Source organism: Shewanella sp. SR1, assembly GCF_020447145.1.
In the GTDB taxonomy this organism is placed as follows: Bacteria; Pseudomonadota; Gammaproteobacteria; order Enterobacterales; family Shewanellaceae; genus Shewanella; species Shewanella baltica.
Genome location: NZ_JAJAEF010000019.1, coordinates 64,590 through 77,915 on the forward strand (window position 1 = coordinate 64,590; position 13,326 = coordinate 77,915).

Sequence of the window (13,326 nt, forward strand, 5' to 3'; positions counted from 1 at the left end):
AAATCTAAAAACGACACTAGCAGACTGCGATATTATAGTTTTGAAGTTGAGATATGTTTCACATTAAATTTATTTAATGACGCCATAATTAATCGTTCTTTAAAGTATTTGCTCAATAAAAGGGATATAAAAAATGCACATTAGTAACATGGATGGCCTAGATATTCTGAGTTTGAAAATACTCGTTTCATTATATGAGAACAAGTCTGCAACATACGTATCTAAGGCTCTTGATATTCCGGCTCCTAAAATTAGTCGTAGCCTTAAAAATCTACGGGAAATTTTTGGTGATGAACTTTTCATTCGTCGTAAATACGGACTATTCCCCAATGAGTTTGCGACCCATTTATATCCAATCGCGAAAGAAGCCATTGAATGTACTGATAAGTTTCATAAGGCCAGAGCCGCAAATGCTAACTTAGTGAAAACGCATATCGAGATTGCTGCTCCCGGCTTGATTGCTTACGCTTTTCCGAAAGCGTTAATGCAGGCCATTAAAGATGAACAGAAGCTGATGCACATTAATATCACCCCTTGGTCTATGCATACGACCCAAGACATTATTAACGGTGATACTACGCTGGGCATTTGCTGCAATAAAAGCACGGCTGATGTGGCCGCCTTTGGCGATAAACTCCTGACGACCACTCTGCAAAGCATGGATAAGGTTTACCTTCTTGCGAGCCGTAATCATCCGATTTTCAAACGGGAAATCACTTTAGAGACGATTGCAGAATATCCCTATGTGAATACCGACCTCGGTAATCCCAGTTCTAAGCTCAGTCCTTACCAAGAGTTTTGTCTGAAGAGCAACATTAAACTCAATACTGAAATTACTATTACCAGTATTTCAAGTTTGTTTGAATACCTAGGTGAAAGTCAGGCACTGTCGTTATTGCCCTATCGCGTGGTTTACGAGATGGTGAGTGATGTGGCTGAACTGCACACATGCCAACTGTCGCAACTCGAAGCCGAACGTTTATATGCTCATGCCGAAGCGCCAACCATTTTCTTAGTGCAAAAAAATCAGCCAAGCAAAGTGAATGATGATTTAGTGTGGCTAAGTGGACAGATTAAAAAGATTGTTGACCATATTATTTAGCCCAAAGCAGCTTGCACAACCTATAGACTAGCCACTGTACAGAGGTGATAGGCATCCCTTGCCTTAGCTTAGGCTCCACCTCAGCCCCCATACAAACCCGCCGAGAATTGTTAAGCCAAGCATACATCTTGGGGCATAAACACGTTACACTAAGCCCATCTTTATCCTAATAGATTCAGCTATGCGGACCGAAAATACAGCCACTCTTAATCTTATTTGGGGCGCCCTTATTCTTGAGGAGTTAGCACGTCTTGGCGTGCAACATGTGTGTATGGCACCGGGCTCGCGCTCGACGCCGTTAACCCTCGCCGCCGCCCAGCAAACCAAACTCCAGCGTCACCTGCATTTTGACGAACGTGGACTCGGCTTTATGGCCTTAGGTCTGGCAAAAGCCAGCCGCGCACCGGTCGCTATCATCACCACCTCGGGTACTGCGGTCGCTAACTTGTATCCTGCGATTGTTGAAGCTTGGCTCACCCACGTACCTTTGATCGTCTTAAGCGGCGATCGTCCACCCGAATTACTTGGCTGCGGCGCCAATCAAGCCATAGTCCAACCGGGGATTTTTGCGAATTACGCCACCCAAGTGAATTTGCCAACGCCGGATGCGCATATCGCACCGCAGGCATTGCTCACCACAGTGGATGAGGTAGTGGCGAATCAAACTCGTCCAGTGCACATCAACTGCATGTATCGCGAGCCCTTGTACCCGAGTGAACTCAGTGGCGTGATTCTCGATGCCGAATCGCCTTACCTCAAACCACTGCAAACTTGGCTGCAACTCGCCCGCCCGTATACTCAATACGGCAAGAGCAAACAGCTGAGCAGCCCCAGTGACGATGCCATTATGCGGTTCGTCCACGGTAAAGGCGTGATCGTTGTCGGTACACTCACGCCCGAGCAAGATCCACAGCAGCTTATCGCCCTGTCGCAAAAAATCGGTTGGCCGTTACTTACCGATGCCCAGTCGCAACTGCGCCAACATCCCGCGGCGATAGGCAATATCGATCAACTGCTGCAACATCCCAGGGCACGCAATCTATTACAGGAAGCCGATCGCGTACTCGTATTCGGCGGGCGTTTATTGTCAAAACGCGTCATCAGTTATCTCGCCGAGCAAAATTGGCACAGCTACTGGCAAGTGTTACCCGAACAAGACAGGCTAGATCCGAGTCACAATGCGAAGCACATTTGGCATGCTAATGCAGAGCAGTTTGCGGCCTTGAACTGGTATCGTTCATCCTCGGCGAACTGGGCGAATATCTTAATCACCTATAACGATGAATTGCATCACTTATTTGTTCGTAATATCGATCAAGGGGAATTTGGTGAAGCGCAGGTGATACGCGCTATCGCCAACACTCGTCCCTTAGAACAGCAGCTTTTTATCGGCAACAGCCTGCCTGTACGCTTGTACGACATGTATGCCCCTGTCAGTTGCTGCACAGCGACCACTTATACCAATCGTGGCGCCTCAGGTATTGACGGCTTACTCGCCACCGCCTGCGGCATTGCGGCCCACAAAGGCAAAGCCACCAGTTTGATCATCGGTGATTTATCGCAACTGCACGATCTTAACTCGCTGGCCATCGCCAAAGGCTTAACGAGCCCGCTGGTGATCGTGATCCTCAATAACGATGGCGGCAATATCTTTAACTTATTGCCGGTTCCCAATGAACAAGTCCGCAGTGATTATTATCGACTTAGCCATGGCTTAGAATTTGGCTACGCCGCAGCCATGTTTAATCTGCCCTATAATCAAGTGGATAATTTAGCCGATTTTCAAGATAGTTATAATGAAGCGCTGGATTTTCAGGGGGCTTCGATCATTGAAGTCAATGTGAGCCAAAACCAAGCCAGCGACCAAATCGCCGCGCTCAACCTTTGGGTGAAACAAAGCTAATGCCAACCATGGCCCGTTACGGCGATCCTTCACTACCGACCTTAGTGCTACTGCATGGCTTTTTAGGCACTAAGGCGGACTGGTTGCCGTTAATGCCTGCGCTAAGCCAGCACTTCCATTGTATTTGCTTGGATCTGCCGGGCCATGGAGATAATCCAGCTGAAGGGTCGACTGAGGCTAGGCTCGATTTTGATTTCTGCGTCGAAAACATAATGGCGCGGCTCGATAGCCTTAATCCAAGTCCCGAACCGTTTCATCTCTACGGTTATTCCTTAGGCGGGCGTATTGCCTTGCACCTTGCAAAAGCCTATCCGCAGCGCTTGTTAAGTCTGAACCTCGAATCCTGCCACCCAGGACTGGTAGAACCGCAAGAAAAAACGGCCAGAACCAAGAATGATGCCCAATGGGCCGAGCGATTATTGCATCTGGCTAGCAAAGATTTTTTAAGCTTGTGGTATCAGCAGCCCATATTTGCCGATATGACTGCCGCCAAACGTAAAGCCTTAATCGAGCAGAGATCTGCCGTCTTAGATCAGCATCCCAAACAGCTGCTTAAAGAGGTATTCTTAGCCACTTCACTTGCGCGCCAAGCATCGATGTGGGATGTGCCTTCACAACTTGCCTGTGAATGCCATTTCTTTGCGGGCAGCCAAGATGCCAAGTTTCACGCCCTCGCCCAAGAGTGGCAATTAAACGCGCCCATTCTCGTCCACAGTATTAGCGGCGCCGGACACAACATACACCAAGCAGCTCCCGAGGCATTAATCACAACAATAGTTAAATTACTTGGGTAAATAACAGAATTAAAATGTAGGAAATATATGATCTTAACTTCGCTTAACCTGTATCAATATCGACTACCGCTCGATGTATTATTGCCCGTAGGCAAGCAACGCATCGACCACAGGGCTGGATTAGTATTGCAAGCCTGCGCCAGCGCTAATGTTGGTGACGAATACAGACAAGTCGAAGTTGAAATTGCCCCACTCTCTGGCATAGATGTCGATGAACAAGTCTTAGTGGGGTTCAGCCGCGAAGCACTGGCGCAAGTGCAAACGGCGTTAACTGAGTTATTACCCCAACTCTGCGGTCAGCATATCGATACCCTGCTGGATTACGCCGAGCAAAGTCCTTACCCTTCCTTGGCCTTCGGTTTAAGTCTGTTGCATGCCAAGTTAATGGGTAAGCTCGATGCTATCCGCCCACAAACCGCCACAGTCCCTTTGATTTATCATCCAACGGATGCGGGCAAAGACTTGCTCGATAACAAAGTTGCGGCGCTCGGCATGCATGTTCATTCGGTGAAAGTTAAAGTCGCGCAGAGCTCAATCGAAGACGAACTGAGCCTGATTTATGGCATTTTACGCACCCGCCCCGATCTCAAGCTACGTTTAGACGCAAACCGAGGGTTTACACTGGAACAAGCCATCGAATTTGCCGCTTGTTTGCCCCTAGACACCATCGAATACATAGAGGAACCTTGCCAGAATCCACAGGATAATCTGGAATTTTATCAAGCGATTGGTATGCCCTACGCCCTCGATGAATCACTTAACGATCCCGATTATCAGTTTGCGATGCAAAATGGCCTGACTTCGCTCGTCATCAAACCTATGCTGCTCGGCAGTATTGAAAAGCTAGCTAATTTAATCGAGACGGCGCAAAGCTATGGCGTGCGTTGCATTATCAGTTCGAGTCTTGAAAGCAGTTTAGGCATTAGCGATCTGGCCCATTTATCCGCGATTCTCACTCCCGATGAAATCCCAGGACTCGATACCCTCAGCGCCTTTAGCCAAGATTTAGTCGTGTCATCGGGTAAAAACCACTGCCTCACACTCGCCCAACTTGAACCCATTGCACAACACGCCATTGATTCAACGCCGCAAAGTGATTTGGGTGCAGCCAAGCGTGAGGAAAACTAGTTTGTCTGACAAACGCCTATCGAAGTCGCTAGCACTGTCCCCCGTGCACCAAGCCGCGCTGGCGTTTCCACAGCAGACGGCCATCAAGCTGGCGGGACAAGACATTCGTTACTCTGAGCTTAGTCAACGCGTTATCGCACTGGGTCAGCAGCTAAGAGCAGCAGGCATCGCAGAGGGTGAGCCACTCGCCTGCATTTCATTGAATAATCTCGAGATGATTTGCCTCTATTGGGCCTGCATCGATATAGGAGTAATCTTTTTTCCTATCTCGCCACGTTTTCCCCTCGCGCAGATCCAAGGCTTAATTGATCAACATCAGATCCACTATGTTTGGCGTGCTGAGATTTCTGATCTGCAGAATTGCAGCCAATTAGCCTTAGATTTTAATCGCCTCAGCAACGAGTTAGCCCAGCCTATCGATGTTACCCGACCCGCCAATGTGATTTTAACGTCGGGGTCTAGCGGTTTTCCAAAAGCGGCAGTCCATTGCTTAGCCAACCATATTACCAATGCCGAAGGCGCCCGCAGCTTAATCCCGCTCGAACAAGGTGATGCTTGGCTGCTCTCCTTGCCCTTATTCCACATCGGCGGTCTAGCGATATTGAACCGCTGTGCCCTAGCCGGTGCCACTGTTGTTATGCCAGATCACGCGCTGAGTCTTAGTCAGCAAATTGACCAAGATAAGCTAACCCACCTCTCTTTGGTGCCAGCACAACTGAGTAAGTTATTAGCCGATACAAGTAGTAAACTTAAAAGTATCAAAGCCCTATTGCTGGGCGGCGGCGCAGTCTCGATAGACTTACTCGCGCAGCTTAAGCAACGCAATATCGCCAGCTATACGAGTTACGGCATGACGGAAATGGGCTCGCAGATCACCACAGGTCTCGCATTAAGCGACGGCAGCAGTGGCAAATTACTCCCCAAGCGTGAGCTTAAAATCGAAGACAGTGTGATTTGGGTGCGCGGCGAATCCCTGTTTATGGGCTACCTCAGTTCAGAGGGAATAAGAGCTGGCGTGGATCAAGATGGCTGGTTTTATACCAAAGACAGGGGCGAATGGGACGAAAATGGCAATCTGCGCATCCTTGGCCGCGTCGATAACATGTTCATCTGTGGCGGCGAAAACATCCAACCAGAAGAAATCGAAGCCGCACTTAAACAGCACCCACAGATAGACGATGCTATCGTTTTCGCCATCCCCGATGCACAATTTGGCAATCTCCCCGCCGCTATCATTCGCGGCAGTTTAACTCATCACACAGAATCGATTGCAAGTGAACTCGAATTGTTCCTCGCCGACAAAATCGCCCGTTTCAAACGCCCAAGACAATATTATGTATGGCCAGAAAATCATGAGCAGACAGGACTGAAAGTAAACAGAAAAGCCTTGATAGCTAATCTTGTTAAACACTGATTTATCATCAACGTCATCAAGCCAAATTTCACCCATAAAAAAACCTGCCGTAGCAGGTTTTTTTATGGCTAAATCACAGTCACCTTACACGTGATGCGACTTAGGCTTCCATGCAAGCTTTCAGCTTGTTCATGGCATTTTTCTCAAGTTGGCGAATACGTTCAGCCGACACTTGATAAGTCTCTGCAAGTTCTTGCAGTGTGGTTTTATCGTCATCTAACCAACGGGCGCGCAGAATATGCTGGCTGCGTTCGTCTAAGGTTTTGATGGCCGATAATAACCGACCTTGGGCATTCGATTCCCAGTTGTCGTTTTCAATGTTTTCCGCTAAATCCGATGAATGATCTTCCAAATAATGGACTGGGGCAAAATCATGCTCCTCGTCTTGATCATTGGTTAAATCAAATGCCGGATCTTGCGCAGCCATACGTGATTCCATTTCGGTCACATCGGCCTTAGACACACCTAAATTTTCAGCCACCATAGTGACTTCGGCATCGCTGAACCAGCCTAAGCGTTTTTTCGCTTTACGGATGTTAAAGAACAACTTACGTTGCGCTTTAGTGGTCGCGACTTTAACAATGCGCCAGTTTTTCAGCACATATTCATGAATTTCAGCTTTGATCCAGTGCACAGCAAAAGACACTAGACGCACGCCAACATCGGGATCGAAGCGTTTAACCGCTTTCATCAAGCCTATGTTGCCTTCTTGGATCAGGTCTGCCTGTGGCAAACCATAGCCTGAATAGCCCTTTGCAACGTGCACTACAAAACGTAAGTGCGACATAATCAGTTGCTTCGCAGCTTGTAGATCACCAGTTTCCTGTAAACGCTTGGCCAACTCATACTCAGCCTCAGCGTCCAGCATGCTGATGCTAGTCACTGAATGGATATAAGCTTCTAGACTACTGGCGCCCTGTGGGACTGTCAGTGCCATTGATTGCGTTTGAAAGGTCATTCGCTCTCCTACATTTATCAGACTACTTACGAGTGCATTCTAAGGTTCAATAACAAAACACCATAAGAATAAGCTCACGAACTATCGGCTAATTGACAGAGTATGTCAACCTCAGCTCGTTTGCGGATACCCTTTTTACCTCGCTGAAGTAGACATTGCAAGTGAACAAAAGTTCATTTCTCAGCATTTTTTTCATCACTTTTTTTAGTTTAATCGACTGATTATTATGAAGGTTCAATCGACCGTAAATGCTGACGTACAGACAAATACGAACCTAACCAACCTAAAAATGACGCCAGTCCAACCAATTGCAGCAGTTCAGTAAAAGTGAGCGATTTCATCTCGAGCTGACTGCCATATAAGCCCAACAGCTCGGCAAGAGCCGAATCGAGATACCACACTAATAAGTTAATGATAAGCCAAGCCAATATGCCGCCAATCACACCATACCAAATCCCAGTGTAGAGGAATGGACGCTGAATAAAGGCTTCGGTTGCCCCAACAAGCTTCATCACTTCGATTTCGCTGCGTCGATTCATAATCGCTAAGCGAATCGTATTGCCTATCACTAAGACCACAGCCAGCACGAGTAATGCGGCAATCGCCATCACAGTGCGCTCGAGTAGGCGCACTACCGCCTGTAACCGCTCTAGCCATTCGATATCTAAACGGCCAAAGCTAATCTCAGGCTCGCGCTCTAGCTTAGTTAACAGTTCACGGGCGCCCACTGGCGTTGAGTAACGCGGTGTAGGCGTAACGGTAATGACCGCTGGCAAAGGGTTTTTATCTAAATAGGCCAAGGCCTCACCAAAACCAGATAAGCGTTGAAACTCTTCTAGGGCTTGGTTTTTATCTATGTACTGCACTTTATCCACTTCGGAATAAGTCCGAATCCGCGTCAGCAGGCTCTGAATCGTTTGCTCGCTGCGATTGTCTTCGATAAACAAAGATATCTCCGCAGCGCTGTTCCACGAGCTGGTAATGGTCTCCGCGTTTTTAACTAACACTTGCAATGCCGCAGGCAAACTCAGGCTCACACCCAATACCGCCATCGTCATCACGGAAGACACTGGGTTGCGCCAGAGTTCTCCCATACTCGCCATCGCTTGCTGTACGTGGCGAATAAAGAACATCACAATCCGTCCAGACAGAGGTAACTTACTGCGGGTTAATTTAGCGCTGTCGCTCATTGCCCTTCACCTCTATTCGTCGGCGCGCGCGTATGCACGCTAGGATGTAACTCCTGTGCGCCCAACATACGACCCTGTTTGAGGGTGAAAGTGCGATATTTCATCCGCGCGATTAAGCCTAAATCATGAGTAGCGATTAACACGCTGGTTCCCGCATCGTTGAAGGTTTCAAACAGACGCAAAATATCCATCGATAATTTAGGATCTAAGTTACCTGTTGGTTCATCGGCGAGCAGTAAGGGCGGCTTGTTGACAATCGCACGGGCAATGCCGACGCGTTGCTGTTCACCGCCGGACAACATAATCGGGTTATGGCGCTCTTTGCCATACAAACCCACCATGTCGAGGGCGCCGGCCACTCGCTTACGGATTTCACCGTGGGAGAAACCTTCAATCACCAGCGGCAAAGCCACATTGTCGAACACACTTCGGTCCATCAATAGGTGATGGTTTTGGAAAATCATGCCGATATTGCGACGCAAATAAGGCACATGTTTAGGGCTAACTTTGGCGATGTCGTGGCCATTGATGGCGACACGACCGGTCGTCGCCCGCTCGATAACCGTGATTAATTTCAACAGCGTACTTTTACCCGCACCTGAGTGGCCGGTTAAAAATGCCATTTCACCTTGTTGTAGATGAAAATTCACATCTTCCAGCGCCATTTGGCCGCCAGGATAAATCTTACTGACCTGCTGAAAATCAATCATAAATTAGCTATCCGCTTTTTCTTGAGTGAACAAGGCATCGATAAATTCTTTCGAATTGAAGGTTCGCAAATCATCAATTTGCTCACCCACGCCTATGTAACGGATCGGAATATTAAACTTGTCGGCAATCGCAAAGACCACGCCGCCCTTAGCCGTTCCGTCTAACTTGCTGATGGTAATACCCGTTACACCTACGGCTTCTTGGAATAATTGCGCTTGGCTAATCGCATTTTGTCCCGTGCTCGCATCTAGTGTCAGCATGACCTCATGTGGCGTATCAGGGTCGAGCTTTTTCATCACTCGCACCACTTTCTTCAATTCTTCCATCAAGTGCGCTTTGTTTTGCAGACGACCCGCAGTGTCAGCGATCAACACATCCACTTTACGGGCTTTAGCCGCTTGCAAAGCATCGAACAGTACAGAGGCACTATCGGCACCCGTATGTTGGGCAATCACAGTAATATCATTACGTTGACCCCAAACCTGTAACTGTTCTACCGCAGCTGCACGGAAGGTATCGCCCGCGGCTAACATCACCGACTTACCTTGGCTCTGATATTGTTTGGCTAATTTGCCGATAGTAGTGGTTTTACCCACACCATTAACGCCGACCATTAAGATCACAAATGGGCCATTTGCATTGTCTGGCACTAACGGAATTGCGACTGGATCGAGCGTCTTCTGCATCTCTTCCCGTAACAAGTCATATAAAGCTTCAGCATCTTTCAATTGCTTACGCGATGCTTGCTCGGTCAAATTCTTGATCAAACGCGTGGTTGTTTCGACGCCAACATCGGCGATTAATAACTGTTCTTCGAGTTCTTCAAACAGATCATCATCGATTTTCTTGCCGCGGAATAGGCCGATAAAACCACTGCCAATATTCTCGCTGGTACGCATCAAGCCGCGTTTCAGACGAGCAAATAGCCCTTCTTTAACGGGTCTAGCCTGCGGCTCTGGCTGTAATTCAGTCACGGGCCCAGCGGTTTGCGTAGCTTCGGCCTGCTGTTGCGCTAACGCTTCAGCTTGCTCACGTGCTAATGCTTCAGCAGCGAGTTGCTCCGCAGCTAACGCTTCAGCGGCTTGTTCGGCGGCAACACGAGCACGTTCAGCTTCCTCGGCTGCAGCTTGTTCAGCCGCCAGTCGTGCCGCTTCAGCTTGTTGCTCGGCTAAACGTTGAGCTTCGATTTGTGCTTGCTCATGTGCAATTCGCTCGGCTTCAACCTTGGCTTGCGCTTGAGCTAATTGCTCTGCCGCAGCTTGTTCAGCGGCTAACTTATCTACTGCAAGTTGTTCAGCTTCTAGCTGAGCTGCCGCCAGTCGTGCCGCTTCGGCCTGTTGTTCTGCTAAACGTTGAGCTTCGATTTGTGCTTGTTCGTGGGCAATTCGCTCGGCTTCAGCCTTGGCTTGGGCTTGAGCAAGTTGCTCTGCTGCAGCTTGTTCAGCGGCTAACTTATCTGCTGCAAGTTGTTCAGCTTCTAGCTGAGCAGCCGCCAGACGCGCCGTTTCGGCTTGTTGTTCGGCTAAACGCTGGGCTTCAATTTGCGCTTGCTCTTGAGCAATACGCTCGGCTTGCACTTTCGCAAGTTGTTCCGCTTCTAACTGAGCAGCCGCCAGACGCGCCGCTTCGGCTTGTTGCTCGGCTAAACGCTGGGCTTCGATTGCGGCTTGTTCTTGGACAATACGCTCGGCTTGCGCCTGCTCGGCAGCTAACTGTTCTGCGGCCGCTTGAGCCTCAGCCTCAGCAGCTAAACGTTGCGCCTCTGCGTGTTCCTGTTCTAAACGCTCTGCTGCTTCAGTGTCTTGTGTTGGAGTAACAACTGGAGTTTCAGCGACGACCTCATCTTGTGACTTATCTTTACGAAACCAGGAGAAAAAACCTTTCTTTGCCATGTGTGATTCCAGCGCTCTACTTCAGTGTTGAATTTTGAATAAGACCCTGATGTTATACCAGATTGCCTCGGCAATTACGCCCAAAAAGTCGGCAATTAGCTAAGCTCACTCAGCCTTCTCACCTTTTAGTGAGACTTTGATATAAAATAGTGGCCTTTATTAAGGTGGCATAGTCTACCACTTTCTTTCTTCAGGCAAAATCACGGGGGCACTTTGGTTAAGAATCGAACGGTCAAAAATAATGTGACCAAAAGTCCAACAGCCAAAAATAAACCCGGTAGCGGTCAAGTGCGGATCATCGCGGGCCAATGGCGTTCGCGTCGTTTACCTATTCAAGATCTCGAAGGTTTACGCCCGACAACAGACAGAGTGCGCGAAACCCTGTTTAACTGGCTTGCCAATGACTTAGTTAATGCGCGAGTGCTCGACTGTTTCGGCGGCAGCGGCGCTTTAGCTCTCGAAGCCCTATCTCGCTATGCCAGTTTCGCCAAGATTATCGAGTTGCAACGCGGCGCAGCCATGCAATTAAAAGAAAATCTGCAAACCCTAAAATGCGACAAGGCCGAAGTGCTCAACGCCGATACTTTAGTGGTGTTGCAAAGGGGCTGCGAGCAAGGTTTCGATGTGGTGTTTATCGATCCGCCCTTTCGCAAAGGATTGGCAGAAAAGACCATTCAACTGCTCGATACTCAAGCTTGGCTCAATGATGGCGCGCTGATTTATGTCGAGATCGAATCTGAATTAACCCAACTGGCCATTCCACCTTGCTGGCACGCCTTGAAAGAAAAGAATGCGGGGCAAGTGAGTTACCGCTTATATCAATATCAAGCCGAAAACACTGCCGAGCCTATCGAAGATGAAAGCCATGCCCTTGCTGATTAACCTAGGTAAAGCCATTACCCTCATCGCTTGGTTGATGATGGCCTACAACTTGGTTGTGCCATTTGAAGGTAATGTGGCAATTATTTTGAATATCCTGTTTGGCATAACCTGCATGATGCACTGCTTCCAAGTGGCCATTTTCCACATGCTATTTAAGACCTTACTGCCATTAACAAAGCTTGATTATCTGCAAGTATTTATCTTCGGTATTTTTAGCCTGTTAGCTTATCGACAAAAAGTGATGACTCCAGCGAGTTAACCTAACATTTAGACACCATCAGGTACTCAGACACGGACAGCAAAAAGCCCTCAACAGAGGGCTTTTTAATGACTAACGATAACGCAAGTTAATCGTTAAACCTTATCCTTTAGGGTAAGGGTGAGCGACGCCTTTGTGACAGTCGATACAGGTTTTTCTGTCTTCAGGGGCTTTCTTGAAGTTATTGCTGTGCATTCTCACTGCCATTTTGCTCATATTTTCTGATTGGTTTTCATAAATACGGTTGTGACAGTTTTGACAGGTTGAAGAATCGATTGCACGTAGGTAATCACGCGCTAACTCAGCTTGTTCTTTACGGTTTTCATCTAACCATGCTTGCGTGTTAAAGCCATCGATAGTTAAGAAACCAATAACATCCTTAGAAACGATGATCTTTTTCTTCAGGTATTGGAATGGTTCCTGTGCGATGTGACATTGCTGACACTGAACCACGATACCCACACGGTTGTTACCGTGGGCAGACGCCATCACTTCATCTTTCAATGAATGCTGGCTGTGGCAGCTCATACAGAATGCGTCTTGGCTGGTTGCATGTAAGGTTGTTTGGGTTGCGAAATAGCCCACAACACCGATAACAATACCGACGACCAGTAGCGCCAGGATTGAATATTTTGCGCTAGGTTTAAATAGTGCACGCCAGTTCATCACTCTATCTCCAAAAATTGTCAAAATTAGTTTTTATAAGACTAGTTTATGTTCTTTCATTTATTAGAAATTTGATTTTAAGCCGAAATTTGCCGATTAAATTAACCTTAAAAGCGCAAAATGAGACTTAGCTCTAACTATTAGGACGACATTTGGTAAAAACCGCTAGCTGAGCTGCAATGCACTTTAACTAAAGCTAATGCAATCACCCCATAATCGCAAGTTAGCGATTATCGCGATGGAATTTCCCCTTTGAGAATCAATAACTATCAAATCATTTCTAGAAAATAGAAATGTGATCTAAACGACGTTTTGTTTAGGGTCTGTTGATCTTTGCTGTACAAATATTGTTCAGCAATACATCGGCAGCCACATTAACATAAACGCCAGTGACACCATACTGGCGTAATTTCTTGCTAGCTTGTCA

General features: G+C 47.7%; 12 protein-coding genes. 7 read left to right on the forward strand and 5 right to left on the reverse strand.

Annotated elements, in window-relative coordinates:
* Nucleotides 1-133: 133 nt before the first annotated feature.
* The 5 genes from KV201_RS16700 to menE all read left to right on the forward strand — a co-directional run bounded on the left by KV201_RS16700 (nucleotide 134) and on the right by menE (nucleotide 6,341).
* On the forward strand, nucleotides 134-1,102 hold the full coding sequence (locus KV201_RS16700) for a LysR family transcriptional regulator (RefSeq protein WP_006084593.1): 969 nt from the start codon (nucleotides 134-136) through the stop codon (nucleotides 1,100-1,102).
* Between the two features lie 181 nt (nucleotides 1,103-1,283).
* A complete protein-coding gene (menD, locus tag KV201_RS16705) occupies nucleotides 1,284-3,005 on the forward strand; it encodes a 2-succinyl-5-enolpyruvyl-6-hydroxy-3-cyclohexene-1-carboxylic-acid synthase (protein ID WP_226059956.1) in 1,722 nt (573 codons plus the stop codon).
* Entirely contained in the window at nucleotides 3,005-3,799 is a 795-nt protein-coding gene (menH, locus tag KV201_RS16710; RefSeq protein ID WP_226059957.1) for a 2-succinyl-6-hydroxy-2,4-cyclohexadiene-1-carboxylate synthase, read from the forward strand. Before menD ends, menH begins: the two co-directional genes overlap by 1 nt.
* 27 nt (nucleotides 3,800-3,826) lie before the next feature.
* Entirely contained in the window at nucleotides 3,827-4,927 is a 1,101-nt protein-coding gene (gene menC / locus KV201_RS16715; RefSeq protein WP_226059958.1) for an o-succinylbenzoate synthase, read from the forward strand.
* A 1-nt stretch (nucleotide 4,928) separates the two neighbouring features.
* Nucleotides 4,929-6,341 carry an o-succinylbenzoate--CoA ligase gene (gene menE, locus KV201_RS16720; RefSeq protein WP_226059959.1) on the forward strand — a complete coding sequence of 471 codons (1,413 nt, stop codon included), beginning with the start codon at nucleotides 4,929-4,931 and terminating at the stop codon, nucleotides 6,339-6,341.
* A gap of 100 nt (nucleotides 6,342-6,441) precedes the next feature.
* Here menE and rpoH read toward each other — a convergent pair whose 3' ends face one another.
* From rpoH to ftsY, 4 genes are all read right to left on the reverse strand, one after another.
* Nucleotides 6,442-7,299, reverse strand: a complete 858-nt coding sequence (gene rpoH / locus KV201_RS16725) for an RNA polymerase sigma factor RpoH (protein ID WP_006079635.1) — start codon at nucleotides 7,297-7,299, stop codon at nucleotides 6,442-6,444.
* Nucleotides 7,300-7,523: 224 nt separating this feature from the next.
* Nucleotides 7,524-8,489, reverse strand: coding sequence for a permease-like cell division protein FtsX (gene ftsX / locus KV201_RS16730; protein ID WP_006079633.1), 966 nt, complete (start codon nucleotides 8,487-8,489; stop codon nucleotides 7,524-7,526).
* Entirely contained in the window at nucleotides 8,486-9,199 is a 714-nt protein-coding gene (gene ftsE / locus KV201_RS16735; protein ID WP_006079632.1) for a cell division ATP-binding protein FtsE, read from the reverse strand. The genes ftsX and ftsE overlap by 4 nt, the downstream gene beginning before the upstream one ends.
* Nucleotides 9,200-9,202: 3 nt before the next feature.
* Entirely contained in the window at nucleotides 9,203-11,092 is a 1,890-nt protein-coding gene (gene ftsY / locus KV201_RS16740) for a signal recognition particle-docking protein FtsY (protein WP_226059960.1), read from the reverse strand.
* A 213-nt stretch (nucleotides 11,093-11,305) separates the two neighbouring features.
* Here ftsY and rsmD point away from each other — a divergent pair, with 213 nt between their 5' ends.
* A complete protein-coding gene (gene rsmD, locus KV201_RS16745; RefSeq protein ID WP_006079628.1) occupies nucleotides 11,306-11,974 on the forward strand; it encodes a 16S rRNA (guanine(966)-N(2))-methyltransferase RsmD in 669 nt (222 codons plus the stop codon).
* Nucleotides 11,949-12,233, forward strand: a complete 285-nt coding sequence (locus KV201_RS16750) for a DUF1145 domain-containing protein (protein ID WP_226059961.1) — start codon at nucleotides 11,949-11,951, stop codon at nucleotides 12,231-12,233. Before rsmD ends, KV201_RS16750 begins: the two co-directional genes overlap by 26 nt.
* Before the next feature lie 102 nt (nucleotides 12,234-12,335).
* Here KV201_RS16750 and KV201_RS16755 read toward each other — a convergent pair whose 3' ends face one another.
* Nucleotides 12,336-12,899, reverse strand: coding sequence for a NapC/NirT family cytochrome c (locus KV201_RS16755; protein ID WP_006079625.1), 564 nt, complete (start codon nucleotides 12,897-12,899; stop codon nucleotides 12,336-12,338).
* Between the last annotated feature and the right edge of the window lie 427 nt (nucleotides 12,900-13,326).